The organism is Flavobacterium sp. AC267, assembly GCF_979258715.1.
In genome coordinates this window covers 4,110,933-4,129,515 of sequence record NZ_OZ409875.1, presented here as the reverse complement: position 1 = coordinate 4,129,515, position 18,583 = coordinate 4,110,933, and the positions used below count along the sequence as shown (strand labels likewise).

The following is an 18,583-nucleotide window of genomic DNA, read 5'->3' as shown; positions in this document are numbered from 1 at the left end:
TTAGTTAGTTAGTTAGTTAGTTAGTTAGTTAGTTAGTTAGTTAGTTAGTTAGTTAGTTAGTTTTAGATTGTGGTATTTCTTTTTCCTTCATTTTTTGCTTTTAATTTTTACAGATTTCTTTAATTGATTTTGGCCGGTGAAGGGGAGATGGATGGGAAGTTAAGAATAAATTAATATGAAAATTTATAATATTGTCGTCTGCCTGCAGATTGTAAATGCATTTGGCTGGCAAACTAAAAGTGTAAATAACGAATACTAAAAATGTAATTTATTATCTTTGTAATAATGGATAAAAATCTTTATATTATAGCTGGCTGTAATGGTGCTGGTAAAACTACTGCTTCATTTACAATACTTCCCGAAATACTGAATTGTAAGGAGTTTGTAAATGCGGACGAAATTGCCAAAGGTCTTTCTCCTTTCCAGCCTGAAAAGGTCGCCTTTGAAGCGGGAAGGATAATGCTTCACAGAATAAATGAATTATTAGCCCATAACGAGATCTTTGCTTTCGAAACTACATTAGCGACAAAAAGCTATAAACAGAAAGTGATTGCGACTCAGGAAAAAGGCTATAAAGTTGTGCTTCTATTTTTTTGGCTGGATAGTGTCGACTTGGCTATCGAGAGGGTTAAGACAAGAGTTCAGGAAGGAGGGCATAACATTGAAACCGATGTTATTAAACGAAGGTATAAAAACGGCATAAATAATTTATTTGATATATATCTGCCAATAGTCAATGAGGCATTGATTTTTGACAATACAGCCGTAAAAGCTGAATTGATAGCGCAAAAAACATTAGGTAATCCTATTGAGATTATAAATAAAATCAAGTTAGATAAAATCAAAAATAACAGATGATGGGAGAATATAAAACAACAACGACGCCGACTCAGAAGAAGATTATAGAGGCAATGGATAAGGTTTCTGAAAAATTAATTGAGTTTAAAAAGAAAAATAACAGCGATTTAGTGGTTATGAAGGATGGGGAAATCGTAAGAATAAAGGCCAGCTCTTTATAAAAACAGTATTTCAATAAAACTCGAAAGCTCTCAGAAATGAGAGCTTTCTTTCTTTTAAGATGTTCTCTAATTATGATTTTGACCGGTGACGGTAAAATTGATCAGGTTAGGGAATCTGTTTAAAAGGACAGGCTGTTAAAAAGTTAGTTAGTTAGTTAGTTAGTTAGTTAGTTAGTTAGTTAGTTAGTTAGTTAGTTAGTTAGTTTTAGATTTTTTCTTTTCTTTTTTTAATGATTATTTTTAGTTGTTGAAGATTTATTTAGTTTGATTTTGGCCGGTGAAGGAGAAGTAGGTGGAGGAATGGAGCTTTTTGTAATTTTTCACTAATAGATGGGTAATGATGATACTGAATCTAAAATAGTATTTTAGCTGTTGGGAATTTGAAGGGGGAGTATAATGAACCGGTCTTAGATTTATCGGGGAATAAAAACACAAAAAATAACAAGCTGATGACTTTTGAATTGTTTATATTTGATAATGCATAAAAAAGGTAAAATACCTTTGAAAGTATTTTACCTTTTTTGACCTCGGCGGTAAAAATTCCCAGACAATTTATGGAAGATCTACTTTGTTTTCCTATCTAACTTTAAGGCAGGTCGTAGATTGATGTTCGCTCAAAAAATAGACAATTCTAAAATTTATAACAGGAATGCTCACTTCCACGATTTTGAGCCACGTTTCCCGACAGCGTTCGTAAGTTTACTGATTCGTCAAGTGGCCTAGGTTTTTACATAATAGCCTTATTTTCAGAAATAATCAAGTTTTTAAAATTTGATATAACCGTTTTTATTCTACATAGTAGAAAAAACAGTGATCCGATCACCCCAGCTGTCAAACCAAGCCATAATCCTGTAATTCCGCTAGTTTTGGCTAGAATAAATGACAGAGGAATAGCAAAAATGAGGTAGCAAGTGAAGGTTATAAAAAATGGTTTAAAGGTGTCTTTTGTTCCTTTGAGTGTACCTAAAATTATTGTTTCAAGACTATCTACGACCTGAAATAACGATAAAAACAGAAATGTATTCGTCGCTGTAAAGATAATTGACTTGTCATCTATATAAAAAGCGGGTATTATATTCTTGTAAATTTGAATAATTATGGTAAAGATGACAGAGCTCGTAATGGATAGAATAAAAAATGACTGAATGGATTTTTTAAAATTGAAAATATTTTTTTGTGCTAAAAATTTGCTTGACTGTATTGCCGATGCTGTTCCTAAACTGAAAGGAACGGCAAACATCAGTGATGAAATACTTAAAATTATTTGATTGGAGGCTTGGGCAGTGGCATTTAATTTTCCCGATATGATAACACTTGATGTTAATAGAGCAATTTTGAAGAAAACCTGAAAACTTGAATAGGAACCTAAACTAATTATTTGTTTTGCGACGACCTAATTTAAATTTTTGGCTAGACAAATTTTGGAAAAAAATCTTGGTGTCGTCATTCTTCAGTAAGCAAAATAAGAACAGCACAAATAGGAACGTTCTAGATATCAATGTACCTACTGCGGAGCCTAATAAACCAAGTCTGGGTAAACCGATCTTGCCAAAAATCAGAAAATAATTAAGCGAGATGTTTAAAATAACGGAGGCTAAGATACAATACATCGCTGTTTTTGTTTTACTGAGACCGTCTGAAAATTGTTTTAATGCTTGAAACAAAAAAGCAGGTACAAAGGAATATAACAAAATTGAGTAATAGGGTTTTGCCGTTTTTACTACCTCTTGTGATTGGCCCAGATTGGAAAGATTGCTAAATACTATTTTGAGTATGATAAAGAGTATTATGCCCCAGATTGTATAAATCACTAAGCCGTGAAAAAAAATACTCTTACATTCCCTAATGTCGCTGACATTATATTTTTCTGAAATAAGAGGGGTGAACATCAGAGTAAAGCCGATATTTAGTGCAAAAGCCAAAAATATAATATGATTGCTTAATGAAAAGGCAGATAGTGATGTGACCCCTAGCCTGCCTATCATGATATTGTCAATAAAACTTATAAAGGTAAAGGCCAGCTGGCCTGTGAAAATTGGAAATGCAAGTTTTATGTTTTGCTTTAGGAGTGATAACATAATTTACAACATATCGGTTTTAATAACCTCACCGCTTTTGATGATTTTATTACTGCCTATCCTTAAATAGTCAGCAATAATTGCCTTATCTTCAATAACTGTATTGGAGCCAATAATACAAGCTTTACCTATTCTTACATTATTGCCGATTTTAACGTAGCTGTCGATAAAGGATTTTCCCAAAACTACCGAATTGTCTCCGATAGTGACATTGTTGTTCAACGTCACAAAGGAGTCTATTTTACATTCGGTTCCTGTTTTTACACCGCAAGCAACAGAACAAAATGCACCTACTATATTATTGTTTCCAATGCAAATTTTTTCAAGAACCAATCTTCCAGAGCGGATTATGTGACCACTCAGTATTGTATTGATACCGATAAATGTAAATTTACCTATATGAACCCTATCAGGATCCAGTATTCGCACATCATTTGCCAAAATGATAAGACTCTTGTTAGGCATTCCAATGATGGAATAAAAAACATATCTTATCGGTTTTATTCTGATAACCAGGTTGTTTAAAAAGCCTGACGTCACAACCGTCTCATGGATCAAATCTTTGAAAAGCCATATGTAATAGTGTTTTGTAAAAAAATTATGTTTTCCATTTGGGACATTTGGAAGCAATTTGAACACCAGTGCTATCAGCAGTATTGTTATTAAGGGGAACAGTAAAAGGGACATGGAGATGCTGATAAAAAAAGATATATCTGATAATTTTTTTTCAAAAATTATGGATACTGCCAAGGGGATGGAAGCAACAATAAAAATAATTGGTTTTATGATTGTCAAGGATAGTTGTACTAATAATTCTGTGTATACGAATTCTTTTTTCATTTAAGGTTTACTGTTTTGTTTAAGAAATGATATATGCCGTTATCTTCATTTGATCTGGTTATATACTTTGAAACTTTTTTAATTTCACAATGAGCATTTTCCATTGCCACTCCAATCCCACAGTGCTTGATCAGCTCATAATCATTCAAATCATCCCCAAATGACAACACATTTTCCATGGACACATCCATACCCTTGATCAATTCTAAAATCCCCATCAGCTTAGAAGCCATTTTAGGCATTATCTGAATGTATTTATTATTATCTGTAACCAATAGTTTCGCATTTACAGGCAAGAATGATCTGAGAGTCTGCAGGCAAATTGTTTCCACACCTTCATCAATGATAAGGAATTTTGTAATGCTTTTCTTTTCAATGTCTTTCTCGCTTATTTGTTGCGCAAAATACTGTGAACATTTTTCCAGGTTCTGATAGCTTGAAAAAATTTCATTGTTAGATTCTATCGAAAAAAAAGTTTTTTGGTATAATGTCGCAAATGATTGAGCTAGATTTTTAACACTCTCGGATTCTATTAGATTCTCAAATATTTTAATGCCGGATTTTACACAGAATCCTCCATTTGAAAGGATCCAATAATCATCATAAAACTCCTCGTACAATTTTTCTGGCAGTAGCTTAAGAGGTCTGGAAGTGTTGAATACTATTATTACATTGTTTTTTTTTTGATGCCTGATGGCCTGGATACACTTGGTACTGACAGATAAGTCATTCTTAAGTAAGGTGCCGTCTAAATCAATGGAAATTAATTTGATATTGAACATGTTGTCAGCGGAGAAGTTATTTCTAAAATTTTTTCATGAATTTCTGTTAGTGCATAATACGTATTAACCATACTCTTTAGATTTGTTTCAAACGGTACATTTTCCTTGTATGATTTCAGAAAACCGGTTACCTCATTACTGTATCCAGCAGAACTGTAACCGGACTTCAAAGGACTTTTGTGGCTTATGATGTTGCACTTATTCCCCTTCATATTAAAAGGTAGGTCGATATTCTTGGTGGTAATTTCAACTCTAGAGAGATCATCAACATTGATAATATTTCCATTCTCGCTGGTAATTTCAATTTGATGCTTAAATCTTGGATAAAACGAACCGCTCTTTATATGTCCTACTATTCCATTTTCAAATTCAATAACAAGACTCAGAAAAAAGGGTTGGATGTTCTTTGAACAGAAGACGTTTAATTTGCTGTAGTTTCCACCCATTCGCAACAGATAATCTAGTGGGTGTATCAATTGGGCCAGCAGGAAGGATTCTATGATCGAATCAAAATTCCAAAACGGTTCGAGGGGTTTACTGGATAAGTGCTCAATGGTTATTGACGACAGCTTTCCGAAGTCCTTGTCACTTATCAATTCCGTTATCGAGTTGTGCGAGTCCGAGTAACTAAAATTCATTCCGACTCCGATAAGAACGTCCTGCTCATTACGTTCGAGAACGTCTTTTAGCTCGAGAATATTTCTGACAGGTGGCTTCTCTATAAATACGGCAATTCTTTTGGCGATACATAATTTGATGACGTTATAATGCACTTCAGGAGTAGAGGCTACAAAAACAATATCAAGGTCTTGAGCCATTATCATCTCTGTGTAGTCGGAGTACAAGTTTTCAACGTTTAATTTCTCTCCGATTTCCCTTAAAGCTAATTCACTTATGTCGCATAACGAGACTATGTTACATTTGTTGGTCAATAAAATTGAGGGCAACAGGTTATCGAGCATCTGCTCCCCTAGACCAATTAAACCCACTTTGATTTTGTTATCCTTTCTGCTCATATAATATTTTTTCTTTTTTGTTAAACTTTAGTATTAGTTCCTCGATTATTTTCCGGGTACCTTCGAAGAGATTTAAGTTGATGGAATCAGTTAAGCTCACCCACCTAATATCTTTTGTCTCCCTGGTGTTGAAGATGAATTCCGATTGGACGGCAAAGGACAAGTACGCAAAATCCAAGTGATAGTGTTCGCTTTCTTTGATGGAACCGGGTATTAATTGCTGATAAAAAAATTCTGGGGGTAAAAGCCACTCCGAATCGCTTACTTTTTTTTCCTTATGAATAAAGGAGAAAAGTTTTATATCTAAACCAGTCTCCTCCTTAGCCTCCCTGATTACTCCCTCTATCTGATTTTCAAAAGGCTCGATATGTCCTCCAGGAACCATCCATCGACTAAACTTTTTGTGATTAATCAGTAAAATTTTTAATTCATTTTCGTGCTTATTGATGATAAACACACTGGTGGTAAATTGTTTAAGCATAGTACTTTTTTATAATTTCAATCATGCTGTCCAGATCTTTCCTTTCCAGACCTTCATGCGTAGGCAGTGTGAATATCTGATTAATGAGATTCTCAGAATTGTAGCAGTCCTTATTTGTACCGGAAACAATCGGCAGATCATATAGCGGACAATATTTGTATCTCAACGGATCTGAAATGATGTTCTGCCGCATCAACAAATTCTCTATTTCGCTCTTATCATTTTCAGCGACCAACAACGCTAGGGAGTAATAATTGTTGACCGAATTATCCAGAGTTCTTATTTCAGAAATTCGAGGGGTAAGTGGCAATATATTGGCTTTTAGGTAGTTCGCGTTTTCAGTTCTTTTTTTGATTTTGTACTCTAATTTATCTAATTGTGTGATACCTATCGCAGAATTTATAGAACTGAGTTTAAAGTTAAGTCCTAGAAACAAACCGTAACCGCCGTACTGCAGGTCAGTACTCTCAATTGAGTAGGCTTCACCGAAAGATCTGATTTCCTTCAGCTTCAAATAGTCCGTTTCGCTTTTAATTAATAGAAATCCGCCTTCCCCGGTTGTAACCAGCTTTCTTTCATGTGTACTGAAAACCGAATAATCACCGAAACCGCCTAAGTAAGTGTCTTTCAGTTTGCTCCCATGGCAATGCGAGTTGTCTTCCAGGACCTTAACTCCCTGGTCACTGCAAATTTTTGCAATCTCATCGATGTTATTTGCGTATCCCCACATAGGTACATTTATCAATAATTTGGTTTTGTTTGTAATTTTTTTGCTAAGGTCCTTGATGCACAGGTTAAATGAGTTTTCCTCATTATCAACAAATACAGGTTTTGCTTTTAAGGAAATCAAGGGTAGCACGGACATTATCGGTGCGGTCGCCGGCAACAGTACTTCGTCACCTTCTTTAATTTCCAGAAGCATTAGGATCATCAATATGCCTAGAGTGGCATTTGAACAAGTCAAGGAATGATCAGTACCAAAGTAAGAAGCCAGCTTGTCTTCAAATAAAGGCGTGTAGGGACCCTTTCCAGAAATCATTTGGTCTTTCATACTGGCATTTATAAACTCAATATCAGCGACAGTGATATTTACATAACAGTTATCCAATTTTTTTCATATCCGATTTCATATTCATTTATTATAGCTTTTATTTTCTTTTCCAGTAATTCGTTATTTGCGAAATTATATTTCTGTATAATCTGATGACTTAATTTTTGATACAAACCGATTGAAATTACGACTGATTCATACGCGTTTTTCTGGTTATCAAAAGCAAAAATTTTTGCTAATTCATTCTTAATATCCTCATTTGCCCAGTTTTGTACATTTTTGCCTTTATAATGAAGATTATTCTTATTCTCAAAAGAATATGTGTACCATTCTATTAATTCTATGAGTCGGGTTTTTAGAATGTTGTCGTAGATTGTGATTCCATAGTACAATTCGTTCCTTACAATCATTCCTATCGTCTTAAAAGCTAACTGCCAAAATTCGTTGTAGTTTTGCTTAAACTTTTCTTCATTTACCTGGTATAGGAATTCGCAATGTTCCTCGGCATTAAAATGAGTATGAATCTTATCGACTATTGATTTTACATTTCCCTTATCATATATTACGGCATGTTCGTTTCTTATGTAATGATAGAAAGTTCGCAGGTTTTCATCTATGCCTATTTTTGTCTTTCCGGGAATAATCGAGGTAAGATTATATTTGTGGAGCGTAAAGTATAAATCTGCTTTTTTAAATTCCGAGTAGTCGACCGGAATAATATCCAAAGTCATATAATTATCTAACATTACTCTAGATATCATGATGTTTTCTATGGGATTGATGATATCGAGTTTAGAAATTGGTGTGCCAATTTCTGAGAGCCAGCTTGAATCTCCGGTTAAGTATTTCTTTGGTTTCTTTGTAAAGAAGAAGACATCTATATCCGAGAATACATCCTTTGCCCTTATCGATCCAAATACAATTGTTGAGTAGATATCCTTATTGGTTCTACTTAAAATTTTTAGTTTTTCAATTATCTCTTCTTTCATTTATTATCTGACTTTCTGTTCATATACCATCACTGTATGGAATCTTAATAATCCGTTTAAAATTTGAAAGCGCAAACCTATAAATTAAAATAGTAAGTATTGCTGTACATTTTGTGCCTTTTTCTCAGTTTTTTAGTATAAAAAAGCCCCTTAAAAAAGGGGGCTGGATTTTATGTTAAGGTATTGATCATATTATGCCGATCTTTTTGGATTCTTTTACAATATCTTCGTCATCGCCATGCTCTATATGCGGCAGTTGCTTTATTTTTGATTTTCTTTTGTTTACAGCGCTCAAGGTCATCGAAAGATGATTTGGAAGGTTTTTTGTCTTCACCCCTTGAGAAAGAAGGGAGATGATTTGTTTGTTCAGGGTGTCGAATTTAGTATCGTTGAGTATGTTTGATTGTATTCTTTTTTCTATCATTTCACTTTTGTAGGATTTATTTCTTGTGATTTTATCGACAGCGTCCAAAAGATACTCAGAATTGGTTATATCAATTTTTTCGATTAATCCTTCAGGGGAAAATGTTTCAGTAATCCGCTCGATCTGTACTGAAGAGAATAAGGAGGATATGACGACAATTTTGACTTTAGGGAATTTCAGGCGAATTAGTTTTCCTAAATCTTCGCCGTTAGCTATATTTTCTTCGCGGTAAGGGGGCATGCTCAAATCTAAAATTATGACGTCTATCGTCTGCAACCGACTTTTAGTAAAAATAAATTTGTAGGCGACTTCCAATGTATTTGCGGTGGTGATTTTGGTGTTGACTTTAAGACCGCTCAGCGTCATTTTATAAAAATCTGTAATTATGATATGGTCGTCGACCAGAAGAACATTGAGATGCATAAATTAAATTTTTGAAAATTTTATTTTAATGATTGGTTTTGGTTGTATAAGGGGAAATTATGCTAAGGTGCCTGAAATTGCTTAGGGTTTATTGATATAAATATTAATATTTTCCCAAACCTCTGCTTGTTTGGGATTGTATTTTGAGAAGCCAAACTTACAAAAGAGATTTGTTTCTTTTTTACGGTTTCCCATAATTAATAGGAATAGTTTGCAAATTAATTCCTTTAAAATTTAAAAGACTACAGTATAAACACCTATTTTTTAAATTTAATTACTGCGAAAAAAAGTATGGGATTATATTTGGTACGACTAGATTTGTGCAGGTGGATGAGGTGTAAAATCCGATTTGTTTTCTTTAGCCGATGAGTAGCATTGCAAAGGTTGTGTCGGCAGGCTTTTAGATCTTTCTGATCTCGCGGAAGTTAGTTAGAGAGTAGTGCACAGATCTGCCGACTATAAACAGGTTGAAGAAAAAAGACATTCGCTGTTGGCTGAAGTGAAAGAAAAAATAGACAGGAAATACCTTCCTGAAAAATCGGAACAGGATTCTATCGATGTAGGTAATGTGTCAGATGTGTTGGTGGTTAATTATTGCATAAACATTTACAGATATATGCGAAAAAACTCTTAGATGAAAAATTGACTCTTGCGACTATGGATTTTATTTACAGATTAATATCTAAAAAAGGCAGGAGATTGAAAAGCTAATTGTAGAAAGAGATGAAAAGCTGGCATCATTGGGTAAATTTCCATGGTTCTTTCCCACTTGGAAGAAAGTCAATAGAAGAAAGTTTTTTCATGATATGTACTGCAACAAAAACAGATAAAACTATTTTACTGAATTCATTTGCATTAAATGCTAATAGTGATGCATCAGCAGTTCAAATAGAAGTCATTACTGATAACATGTGGTCTTTCAGGGTTTCTTTCGGCAGTGTTCTTTCTATCTCAAAGGACAATGATGCGGCTGATACTGCCGAGGAAACTCCTGCCGAGCAGACTAAAAAACAAACAGAAGAAGAAGCTTTCAGCCGTTTAATAAATGGCGGAGGTAATTTTTACCTGAATATTATTCTGCCTGTATTTACAACCAACCAGAATAATGGAGATCAGATTACATTTTATGGGTACGCTAATTTAAGAGGTGCCATGGATTTAGAAGGCTTCAGCAGTAATGTAAATACTTCGACAGGAAATGGAACATTCGGACTGAATGCCTATTTGGGTATTTCTTCAGATAATAAAAAATTCAATTTTTTTCTTCAAGGTAATGCAACTTACACGGTAGGAACCAATGAGTTTTATAGTAATCTTGGCCTCTATAAACAAAAGCCTTTTGTAAATGGGAAATTAATTGCTGGTGTTACCATATTAAACCAGTTTCGACTCTCAGCAATTGTAAATGCTTTTGGAAGTGATGAAAAAATAAGAAGTAATAAAGTGGTCGTTGGTATTCAGGTAATGCCTGGATTGTAAGCTGGGACTAGATTTTGTAGTGCGTTTTAATAAAGGCAGATATAGTGTAAGTTAAGATTTTAATATTGACTGTAGGACTTAATTAATTTGCTGAGAGAAAGTGAAGGTTCTCTTAGTGGGTATTATATTGGTTTGTATGGAATATTATATATGCTCTAATCTGCCTTTGGTAAGAAATCTAAGCCTGTTTTTTTATTAGATCTCTTAGTAATCACTATCGTAACATGCGCGCCAGCGTGAATTTTTAGACAATAGGAATTCCTATCCAATAAAGTACAAACATTGTTAGAATTGTTATTGCAATACTGCACAAAGTAAGTACACGCCAATACGTGGATCTTCCATATCCATATCTCCAGATTCTTTCCCCTGTTTCGTTTCTGTAAGACTTTAAGGTGAATTTAGAAATTAAATAAGTGGAAACAGCAAAAATCAAAATTGTAATGGACCAAAATTTAATCATAATTGATTGTTTTTTAAATGCTTTTAAATTTAATGATTTTTTTAGTTAGTTGTTTCTCTTTAGATTTTTTTATTTGTGATTTTCTCTGTTTATTTTTTCAGATTGTTTTTAATCGGTGAGATCATTAGCGACTGGACGTTGGGTTTATAGTGTAGTTTATGAGATGGTTGCTAATATAGTTTCGAATCTAAATTCGTCAGGTGTTGATTTTATCGTTTTCTATTTTTAAACTACAGCTGTGCTATGATTCTGCCACAAAAATAACCTATCGTCCTATTTAATTCTTACTTAAGTCAAAGGCGGTGCCTGCTGTTTGATAACACAAAGCAGATGGATTGCAGTTGGTTGTTTAGCACCAGTTTTTATTCCAAACGGCTAAAAAGGGCGACCAAGATAGTGCCATTGCGTCTGCTTGCGTGCGCATAACGGACTTCGTTTCCTTTGTCCGCCCTTCGGGACTTATAGCACTGCGCATCTGCTATAACGCTTGATCTGGCCTTTCTTTTTTTTCGTTTTTTCTTTTGGAAATAATTTATAGTATAGGGTGGAGGGTGGTTTAGGAAAGAGATTGAAGAAACCAGTATTTTCTTTCTTTAGTTATAGGCATTTTTTACTTTTTCATATTTTTTTTTTTTGATTTTAACCAGTTATGGAGAGATGGCTGGGAGAGGTTTGTTAATTTGAGAGGGAGGAAGATTTAATCGTCATTTGATTTTCTAATGAATTGATGAGTGGTAAAATGCATGTTAGAGTCATGACTCAAATTAAAAGTTATTTTGAAAATTTGCGGTGAAAAAAAAGATATATTTGAAAATAAATAATGTGTGAAATTTATCGCACATCGTCGCTCAAATTTGGATGGCTTTGTGTGGTTTTGTAACATATATAAATAAGTTATGTGTAACCTTACAGACGGACTATGGGATTAGAAGCATATCTTTTCAATATTGAATTCAAAGAGCCTCTTTTGGAGCAAGACATTGTTAGGGTGTTTGACAAAATTGGAATGACTCATTTGATTGAAAAATTTGAAAAGCGAACAGATAAAAATTATGGATCTTACTACTTTGAGTTACGTACTGAAAATGGTTTGACTGAGGGACATTGCATTTTAGCTCCGACAGACACAGAACTATCAGATTTTAGTTTGCGGTTTTCTGTGGTTAGTCCAAAAACTGTTATCGACCAAACATTTGGCCTACTAAAAAAACTGAATGACCTTAAACCAATAAATGTTTATGATACTGAAATAAAAAATCACGTTTACAGACAATTACGCAAAGACAAAAAAGTTGATGATTGGTTCAACGGACTTGAAGGAACTGACGAAGAAGAGAAAATTGAAAAGTCATGCTACATCGAAATTGACGTTGAAAATTTCAAACTAAATCAACTTGGAATAATGAAACGACAAATCGTTACTAATAACGACAAAGGTGAAGTTATTGAAAGTGGTTCGACGACAATTGACCACATTGAAAAGAAAGGACTATTTGACCGCTTTATTGGTTGGGTAAAAAACGAACTATAATGACGGAAGAAAGAAAGACTACACATAACAGCCTACAACGGATTTAGGCATTTTGCTTAATGGAAAGATGGTTTGTATTTGTGATGATTGGCTTCGCCGGTTCGCTATCGCTCGGATGTCAAATAAGAAAAATAGGCTTAATTTAGTCCCAAACCCCCTGAATAGTAACAGAACGTTTGTATGCCATATTCAGAACAAGCGGTATAAATCTAAAACCAAAAAACAGATAGAATTTAATTGATGGCTGACTACATAAAAAAAGCAATAACCGAGAATCCTAAAAGCATATCTATATGTTTCTTTACTGAACAATACATAGTTATAGAAATGGGAAAAAAATTAAGAAAAGTGTAAGTAACACTTTTGGAAAAATGGTAACTTTATTATTTCCAAATGTAGCGCTTATGAACGGTAATGATTGGGACGCCTTTATAAATTATTATCTCCAAAAAAATCATCCAGATGTTTTGCCGAATATGGAAACAGATCCGGAAGCTGGAATGTATATTGCTTTTTATAGTTATAGTACAGAAAATGAAGAAAAAGCAAACAAATTAATCGATATAATAATAGAATTAATGGAAAATGAATCTGCGCTGTTAGAGAAAATAAAAACTGACGGAAAACTAATTAAGTGGAATCAAGACCTAAAATAATACGGCGCACAGCGCCTACAACGGATTTGGGCAATTAGCTTAACGGAAAGTCAGTTTTGTATTTGAATGATCGGCTTCGCCTGTTCGCTATCGCTCGGGTGGCAAATCGAAATAATGGGCTTAATTTATCCAAAAAAAGAAGTTACAACTGAAATACTGTATCAGAAAGTATTTTAAAATTCTGCAGTGCGTTACACCAGTATTAAACTATAAATTGTTATGTATGAATTTAGATGACGGGATAGAAAGATTTGTGCGGGCACAGTGGGATGTTTACCAGCATGCCTTAGAAGAAATCAAAAACGGAAAGAAGCAGAGTCATTGGATGTGGTATATTTTTCCTCAGATCAGAGGTTTGGGATTTACGGACTATAATGTGTATTATGGAATAAAAGACATCCATGAAGCTTCGGAATATTTGAATGATCCAATATTGGGGAAACGCCTGGTTGAAATTTCAGAAGCGGTTTTCCGCCAGCAGGGAAAAACAGCCTTAGAGATTTTTGGTAAACCTGACGATAGAAAACTTAAATCCTGTATGACGCTCTTCAGCCAGATCCAAAATACAGATCCTATATTTCAAAAAGTTTTGGAAAAATATTATACGGGATTCCCTGATGATAAAACCATAGCAATACTTACAGAGCAGAAAAGTAAGTCATAATGCTTTAAATCAATTACGGGCGAATCATTTACAATTTTAAATTTTCAAATTTAATTGTTCGGATCACATACAATTTTCATCAGGCTTTTAATGAAAATGCTGTACAGCAATAGGTTTGTTGAAATTAGGGGCGAAAATTAATCTATAATCCACAGTAACGAAGATTTGAAGATTTCAGAAATTTTATCTAACCATCTGTTTAGGCACTGCATAGCATTCACTGTGAAGATTTGCTTTGATATTCTATAAATTGATAAAATTAAGTTTTACTTTTTCTAAATACTCATCAATCACCTCATCCAGCAGGGGTGCAAGCTCGTTCATTTTAGCATCTACAATGTCATTGCGCTGGTCTTGCTCCAAGGCAAGCCTCTGAGTTCTTTCTTCAGGGGTCTCTTCGGGTGCCGGATCAATTTCAATCGGGGCGGCTTTCTGCTTGCTCGCTTCTATCTTGTAATTCTAGTTCTTGATTTTGCGGCGCAAGCCGTCTTTCATAATTCGCACTTTCATAGGTACTATAGAGATATTCAAATAGAATTACTTCACATCTGTTTAAATGATCCAAAGGCCTTGGATCTTCCTCAATGAATTCGTGCGGATAGGTGTATAGTGTGATTTCCATTCTAGAATACAAATCCTCTTTATAGTAATCAATAAAATCCTGATTACTGACTCCATTAAAATAATCAATCTGGTTCATAATTAATGTTTTTATACTGGAAACGCCACAAGGTTTCCCTGATACGGAAATGCAAAATCTTCAATTTTAACGGACTGGTCCAGCCATGCTGCTTCATCCTGCCTTTTAAGCATTATGGGCATCCGCATTTTATGGTTGTGGACATAGCGCATTAATTCATTGGCTTGTGTCGTAACCATAGTGTAGGTGTTTTTAACTTCATCTGAAACGGGATTTGTCCATGAGGAGTATAATCCTGCAAAGGTGAAAATTTCATCATCCTGTGAGTTAATCTGGTATTTGTCTTTACTTTTTCCTTTCTCATCATTCCAGTGCCATTCGTAATAGGCAGATGCTATGATAAGGCACCTGTTATGGGTTATGTTTTGGAAGGATGCTTTCTCATCAATGGATTCAATTCTGGCATTGAGTGTATTTTTCCTGAATTCGATATCCTTAGCCCATCCCGGGAGCAGTCCCCAAGTATAATCTGTCGTAATTAAATGCGGCGTGGAATTCAGGATTATAGGGATATTGGGATGCGCAAAGCCATTGATGAAATCGGACTGAAGATAGGTTTCTTCGTTATCGATCTCTGCATTAAATCGTCTTCTAAGATGTTCAATGGATGCGGACTGCTGGGTATAATAACACATAATTTTCTGGTTTTTATAGTTATACAAACACCTGGTCTTACTAATAATTAAACTTTTACGGGCAGTTTTTGGAAATGTCCCTTCATGGATTTGGACTGGTGCATTGTATCAATGAGCCGGTACGCTTTGATGTAAGGCATATCGAAAAACTTCCCAAGGAAAATGCACAAACAAGATAACCTGCGAAGGACAGCAGTGACAAGCCAGCTGATACTTTGGATTATTTTCTTTGTTTAGTTTTCACTCTCTATCAAATTTAATTCATAATTAGGACTTTACATAACATATACGTCAAAATTTCATGCGATGGCGCTGCAGGTTAATTTCATGTTCCTGCGGATAAGGCTTTCGTTCCGTGCCTGCTGATGTCCTGTTTGATATTGTGCTGTGTGCTAAACCTTTTATCAGAGTCCGAATATCTGGGATCAGGAATGAAGGGCATCTTGGCCATTTTAGCAATGGTAATGGTCGGAAAATGGTAATCAATTTCGACAGTTCCTAAAAGCAGATAGCATCCGCCTCCCTGAAAGGGATAATTAACCAGGCTGTCTGGAAAATGCGCCGTATCAAAATAGGCGCCCTGCACGTCAATCCATGTTCCGAAATACATATTTCCCCTTTTGGTCGGAACCTGCTTGGTTGAGATCAGGTAGGCGAGCATCCTGACCTGCTTTTTATGGTTTCGGAGCAGGTCTTTAACCAGAACATCACCCCGGTATTTGGTCTGCGGCAGATCAAATACACTGCACGATACAGGAAAACTCAGCAGTTCGATCTCATCAAAAGCATCTTCAAAAAGGGAACGTTCCAGTACGGGAAGTTTGAATTCCTTTGCGGGTTCCTGCAGCAGCATCAGACTGCGGTTTTCAGGTTTGTAATTATTTAAAAGCAGGCTTACCAGCACCAGCGGCTGGTTTTGGTTTTCCCGGTAAATCGGAAAGCCCCGATAAAGATCAGTGTCTTGATGTTTTCAATTCCCATCGGCACCCTGTTGATGAAGTCCTCAAGGGATAAAAAGTTCCCGTTTCGGGTACGCTCCATTGCAATAAAGTGCGAGAGTTTGGAATCGATATTCAAAAGATGCATAAAACCAAGATAAATATCTGTACCGTATAAAACGGTTTCATAGTCACTTTTATTCACGCAGGGATTATGCACCACAGCGCCGGCCATTCTGGCTTCATGGATGTATATTTCGGTTCTGTAAAACCCGCCCTGATTGTTGATTACCGCTACCATAAATTCAACAGGGTAGTGCACTTTTAAATAGAGACTCTGGTAGCTCTCCACGGCATAGGAGGCCGAATGGGCCTTGCAGAAAGAGTAACCGGCAAAGGATTCAATCTGGCGGTAGATTTCCTGGCTCAGTCCCAGTGGATGTCCTTTAACTTCGCAGGATTTAAAGAAATCGTCTTTTACTTTCTGAAGGGCGACTTTAGATCGTCCTTTACCCGACATAGCCCGTCTGAGGATGTCGCCGTCAGTCGCAGAAAGTCCGCCGAAATGCAGTGCAATTTTGATCACATCTTCCTGATAGACCATAATGCCGTAAGTTTCACCGAGCTGCCGCTCAAAAACGGGATGGAAGTATTCAAACTTAGACGGGTTATTGTGTCTGAAAATATATTCCTTCATCATTCCGGACTGGGCAACGCCGGGACGGATGATCGAGGAAGCGACGACCAGGGTCTTGTAATTGTCACATTTTAAACGGCGCAGGAGTCCCCGCATTGCAGGACTTTCAATATAAAAGCACCCGATTGTCCTGCCTTCAGCCAGATAGGTATTGGCTGCAGCTTCGTTTTTTGACAAGCGGGTGTCCCTGATATTGATGCGCAGGCCTCTGTTTTTCTCAATGAGTTTTACCGTATCATCAATATGTCCGATGCCTCTCTGGCTCAGGATATCAAATTTTTCAAACCCGATGTCCTCCGCGGTATGCATATCAAAAAGTACAATTGGAAAACCTTTAGGAGGCATTTCCAGCGGGGTGTAGTTGGTCAGCGGTTCCTCAGAAATTAAGATACCGCACGAGTGCATGCTTCTCATGTTGGGATATTTCTCGAGCATCATGCCGTACTCGTCGCACCAGTTTGACTATGGAATTGGTCTGGTGTAATTTCATTGGATTTTTTGCCAGCTGGTCCAGTTCGTCTTTGGGCGACCCGAATACTTTTCCGACTTCGCGGAATATCGATCTGTATTTAAATTCCACATTAGTGCCGCAGAATGCCACGTTCTCATAGCCGTAGCGGTCAAAGATGTATTTCAATATGACATCGCGCTCTTTCCAAGACCAGTCAATATCAAAGTCAGGAGGGCTTTTGCGGTTTTCATTTAGAAACCGTTCAAAGTATAAATCCAGTTCCAAGGGGCAGATATCGGTAATGCCCAGGCAGTAAGCAATTATACTGTTGGCGCTGCTTCCTCTGCCGATATGCAGAAATCCTCTGCTGTTACTGTAGCGGATGATATCCCAGGTAATAAGGAAATAGCCGCTGAATTCAAGCTCATTAATTACTTTGAGCTCTTTTTCAACCCTTGCTTTTGCGAGCTGGATTACTGTCGCCGTACCGCCACACCAGACCTTCCTCGGCCAGCGTGGTCAGTAGATTGATATCGCCTTTTTTATTTTGGGTATAGAACTTTTTATTCTTGGGACTCTCAAAGTCATAGTTAAAATTACAGCTGTCAATTATTTTTTCGGTGTTCTGGATGATCACAGGATAATCTTTATAATAAGCCATAAAGCTGCTCCAGCGACAGACATCAGGTCTGTTTTTTTGCAGAAATCTGCTCGCTGTTAATTTGGATAAAAGCTCATTTAGATCCACTGCGCGAAGGATCCTGTGCAGGTTGTATTCCCTTTTAGTCCTGAATACAACGGGCCGCAGGATGACCATTTTGGCTGTTTTTTCTTTAAGGCTTGGAGTATAAAGCCTGCTGAGCTGGTCGGGCTGTATGCCGATAAATTCATTTGCGCTTAAGTTTGCGGGTTCATTTCCAAGAGGATAAATAAAATAAACTGATTCCAGTGAAGGAGCAGACTCGGGCAGGGGCTGTCCGCTGAAATTGTGCTCGGTTAGAAAACGGTTCATGCCGGCAAGGCCGTCTGCATTTTCAGCCAGCCCGATATAGCGCAGTTTATGGTCGCATCTAAATTCTATTCCTACAAGCGGTTTTATGCCTGCGGCAGTACAGCGTTTAAGGAATTCATAAATTCCAGTTACGGTATTAATATCGGTCAGCGCCATGGCTTTGACGCCGCAAGAAACCGCCTGCTTGCAGGAGATCTTCAACTGGAATGGTGCCGTAACGGAGCGAGTGGAAAGAGTGGCAGTTGAGAAACATG

The 18,583-nt window shown here is 36.2% G+C and carries 18 protein-coding genes and 1 pseudogene; 6 read left to right on the top strand and 13 right to left on the bottom strand.

Features of this window, described 5'->3' with window-relative positions; genetic code table 11:
- Nucleotides 1-285: 285 nt before the first annotated feature.
- Together ACZZ95_RS21845 and ACZZ95_RS21840 are read left to right on the top strand one after the other, a co-directional pair.
- A complete protein-coding gene (locus ACZZ95_RS21845) occupies nt 286-858 on the top strand; it encodes a zeta toxin (RefSeq protein WP_463470659.1) in 573 nt (190 codons plus the stop codon).
- On the top strand, nt 855-1,019 hold the full coding sequence (locus ACZZ95_RS21840) for a hypothetical protein (protein ID WP_463470658.1): 165 nt from the start codon (nt 855-857) through the stop codon (nt 1,017-1,019). The genes ACZZ95_RS21845 and ACZZ95_RS21840 overlap by 4 nt, the downstream gene beginning before the upstream one ends.
- A gap of 727 nt (nt 1,020-1,746) precedes the next feature.
- Here ACZZ95_RS21840 and ACZZ95_RS21835 read toward each other — a convergent pair.
- From ACZZ95_RS21835 to ACZZ95_RS21795, 9 genes are all read right to left on the bottom strand, one after another.
- Nucleotides 1,747-2,394: an MATE family efflux transporter gene (locus tag ACZZ95_RS21835; RefSeq protein WP_463471738.1), complete on the bottom strand. Its 648-nt coding sequence runs from the start codon at nt 2,392-2,394 to the stop codon at nt 1,747-1,749.
- Complete coding sequence (locus ACZZ95_RS21830; RefSeq protein ID WP_463470657.1) at nt 2,390-3,097, bottom strand: MATE family efflux transporter; 708 nt, start codon at nt 3,095-3,097, stop codon at nt 2,390-2,392. The genes ACZZ95_RS21835 and ACZZ95_RS21830 overlap by 5 nt, the downstream gene beginning before the upstream one ends.
- A 3-nt stretch (nt 3,098-3,100) precedes the next feature.
- Entirely contained in the window at nt 3,101-3,937 is an 837-nt protein-coding gene (locus ACZZ95_RS21825) for a hypothetical protein (RefSeq protein WP_463470656.1), read from the bottom strand.
- Nucleotides 3,934-4,719, bottom strand: coding sequence for an HAD-IIB family hydrolase (locus ACZZ95_RS21820; protein WP_463470655.1), 786 nt, complete (start codon nt 4,717-4,719; stop codon nt 3,934-3,936). Before ACZZ95_RS21820 ends, ACZZ95_RS21825 begins: the two co-directional genes overlap by 4 nt.
- Nucleotides 4,701-5,735: a Gfo/Idh/MocA family protein gene (locus ACZZ95_RS21815; RefSeq protein ID WP_463470654.1), complete on the bottom strand. Its 1,035-nt coding sequence runs from the start codon at nt 5,733-5,735 to the stop codon at nt 4,701-4,703. Before ACZZ95_RS21815 ends, ACZZ95_RS21820 begins: the two co-directional genes overlap by 19 nt.
- Nucleotides 5,719-6,216: an NUDIX hydrolase gene (locus ACZZ95_RS21810; protein ID WP_463470653.1), complete on the bottom strand. Its 498-nt coding sequence runs from the start codon at nt 6,214-6,216 to the stop codon at nt 5,719-5,721. Before ACZZ95_RS21810 ends, ACZZ95_RS21815 begins: the two co-directional genes overlap by 17 nt.
- Nucleotides 6,209-7,324 carry a DegT/DnrJ/EryC1/StrS family aminotransferase gene (locus ACZZ95_RS21805; RefSeq protein WP_463470652.1) on the bottom strand — a complete coding sequence of 372 codons (1,116 nt, stop codon included), beginning with the start codon at nt 7,322-7,324 and terminating at the stop codon, nt 6,209-6,211. The genes ACZZ95_RS21810 and ACZZ95_RS21805 overlap by 8 nt, the downstream gene beginning before the upstream one ends.
- Nucleotides 7,306-8,256, bottom strand: coding sequence for an aminoglycoside 6-adenylyltransferase (locus tag ACZZ95_RS21800; protein ID WP_463470651.1), 951 nt, complete (start codon nt 8,254-8,256; stop codon nt 7,306-7,308). The genes ACZZ95_RS21805 and ACZZ95_RS21800 overlap by 19 nt, the downstream gene beginning before the upstream one ends.
- A gap of 187 nt (nt 8,257-8,443) precedes the next feature.
- Nucleotides 8,444-9,046 (bottom strand): response regulator, encoded by a 603-nt coding sequence (locus tag ACZZ95_RS21795; RefSeq protein ID WP_463470650.1) that lies wholly within the window; start codon nt 9,044-9,046, stop codon nt 8,444-8,446.
- Nucleotides 9,047-9,826: 780 nt separating this feature from the next.
- Between ACZZ95_RS21795 and ACZZ95_RS21790 the strand changes: the two genes are divergently transcribed.
- Complete coding sequence (locus tag ACZZ95_RS21790) at nt 9,827-10,582, top strand: hypothetical protein (RefSeq protein WP_463470649.1); 756 nt, start codon at nt 9,827-9,829, stop codon at nt 10,580-10,582.
- Nucleotides 10,583-10,826: 244 nt separating this feature from the next.
- Here the strand turns inward: ACZZ95_RS21790 and ACZZ95_RS21785 are convergent, their stop codons facing one another.
- A complete protein-coding gene (locus tag ACZZ95_RS21785) occupies nt 10,827-11,045 on the bottom strand; it encodes a hypothetical protein (protein WP_463470648.1) in 219 nt (72 codons plus the stop codon).
- 919 nt (nt 11,046-11,964) lie between these two features.
- On the opposite strand from ACZZ95_RS21785, the gene ACZZ95_RS21780 reads away from it, so the two are divergent.
- The 3 genes from ACZZ95_RS21780 to ACZZ95_RS21770 all read left to right on the top strand — a co-directional run bounded on the left by ACZZ95_RS21780 (nt 11,965) and on the right by ACZZ95_RS21770 (nt 13,896).
- Nucleotides 11,965-12,576, top strand: a complete 612-nt coding sequence (locus ACZZ95_RS21780) for a hypothetical protein (protein ID WP_095954650.1) — start codon at nt 11,965-11,967, stop codon at nt 12,574-12,576.
- Between the two features lie 371 nt (nt 12,577-12,947).
- On the top strand, nt 12,948-13,232 hold the full coding sequence (locus tag ACZZ95_RS21775; protein ID WP_463470647.1) for an Imm51 family immunity protein: 285 nt from the start codon (nt 12,948-12,950) through the stop codon (nt 13,230-13,232).
- Between the two features lie 223 nt (nt 13,233-13,455).
- The gene (locus ACZZ95_RS21770; RefSeq protein WP_463470646.1) at nt 13,456-13,896 is read left to right on the top strand and encodes a DUF1810 domain-containing protein; all 441 of its coding nucleotides are present in this window, start codon (nt 13,456-13,458) and stop codon (nt 13,894-13,896) included.
- Nucleotides 13,897-14,311: 415 nt separating this feature from the next.
- Here the strand turns inward: ACZZ95_RS21770 and ACZZ95_RS21765 are convergent, their stop codons facing one another.
- From ACZZ95_RS21765 to ACZZ95_RS21755, 3 genes and pseudogenes are all read right to left on the bottom strand, one after another.
- Complete coding sequence (locus ACZZ95_RS21765; protein ID WP_463470645.1) at nt 14,312-14,596, bottom strand: hypothetical protein; 285 nt, start codon at nt 14,594-14,596, stop codon at nt 14,312-14,314.
- 11 nt (nt 14,597-14,607) lie between these two features.
- Nucleotides 14,608-15,231 carry an SOS response-associated peptidase gene (locus ACZZ95_RS21760; protein WP_463470644.1) on the bottom strand — a complete coding sequence of 208 codons (624 nt, stop codon included), beginning with the start codon at nt 15,229-15,231 and terminating at the stop codon, nt 14,608-14,610.
- A gap of 291 nt (nt 15,232-15,522) precedes the next feature.
- Nucleotides 15,523-18,582, bottom strand: a pseudogene (locus ACZZ95_RS21755) (DNA polymerase III subunit alpha).
- Nucleotide 18,583 lies beyond the last annotated feature (1 nt).

What these genes read in the sequence shown, in the direction of transcription:
- ACZZ95_RS21765 (WP_463470645.1), bottom strand. Translation starts at nt 14,596, where the DNA reads ATGAACCAGATTGATTATTTTAATGGAGTCAGTAATCAGGATTTTATT.
- ACZZ95_RS21780 (WP_095954650.1), top strand. Translation starts at nt 11,965, where the DNA reads ATGGGATTAGAAGCATATCTTTTCAATATTGAATTCAAAGAGCCTCTT.
- ACZZ95_RS21770 (WP_463470646.1), top strand. Translation starts at nt 13,456, where the DNA reads ATGAATTTAGATGACGGGATAGAAAGATTTGTGCGGGCACAGTGGGAT.
- ACZZ95_RS21845 (WP_463470659.1), top strand. Translation starts at nt 286, where the DNA reads ATGGATAAAAATCTTTATATTATAGCTGGCTGTAATGGTGCTGGTAAA.
- ACZZ95_RS21785 (WP_463470648.1), bottom strand. Translation starts at nt 11,045, where the DNA reads ATGATTAAATTTTGGTCCATTACAATTTTGATTTTTGCTGTTTCCACT.
- ACZZ95_RS21790 (WP_463470649.1), top strand. Translation starts at nt 9,827, where the DNA reads ATGAAAAGCTGGCATCATTGGGTAAATTTCCATGGTTCTTTCCCACTT.
- ACZZ95_RS21840 (WP_463470658.1), top strand. Translation starts at nt 855, where the DNA reads ATGATGGGAGAATATAAAACAACAACGACGCCGACTCAGAAGAAGATT.
- ACZZ95_RS21775 (WP_463470647.1), top strand. Translation starts at nt 12,948, where the DNA reads ATGGTAACTTTATTATTTCCAAATGTAGCGCTTATGAACGGTAATGAT.
- ACZZ95_RS21830 (WP_463470657.1), bottom strand. Translation starts at nt 3,097, where the DNA reads ATGTTATCACTCCTAAAGCAAAACATAAAACTTGCATTTCCAATTTTC.
- ACZZ95_RS21810 (WP_463470653.1), bottom strand. Translation starts at nt 6,216, where the DNA reads ATGCTTAAACAATTTACCACCAGTGTGTTTATCATCAATAAGCACGAA.
- ACZZ95_RS21800 (WP_463470651.1), bottom strand. Translation starts at nt 8,256, where the DNA reads ATGAAAGAAGAGATAATTGAAAAACTAAAAATTTTAAGTAGAACCAAT.
- ACZZ95_RS21820 (WP_463470655.1), bottom strand. Translation starts at nt 4,719, where the DNA reads ATGTTCAATATCAAATTAATTTCCATTGATTTAGACGGCACCTTACTT.
- ACZZ95_RS21760 (WP_463470644.1), bottom strand. Translation starts at nt 15,231, where the DNA reads ATGTGTTATTATACCCAGCAGTCCGCATCCATTGAACATCTTAGAAGA.
- ACZZ95_RS21795 (WP_463470650.1), bottom strand. Translation starts at nt 9,046, where the DNA reads ATGACGCTGAGCGGTCTTAAAGTCAACACCAAAATCACCACCGCAAAT.
- ACZZ95_RS21815 (WP_463470654.1), bottom strand. Translation starts at nt 5,735, where the DNA reads ATGAGCAGAAAGGATAACAAAATCAAAGTGGGTTTAATTGGTCTAGGG.
- ACZZ95_RS21825 (WP_463470656.1), bottom strand. Translation starts at nt 3,937, where the DNA reads ATGAAAAAAGAATTCGTATACACAGAATTATTAGTACAACTATCCTTG.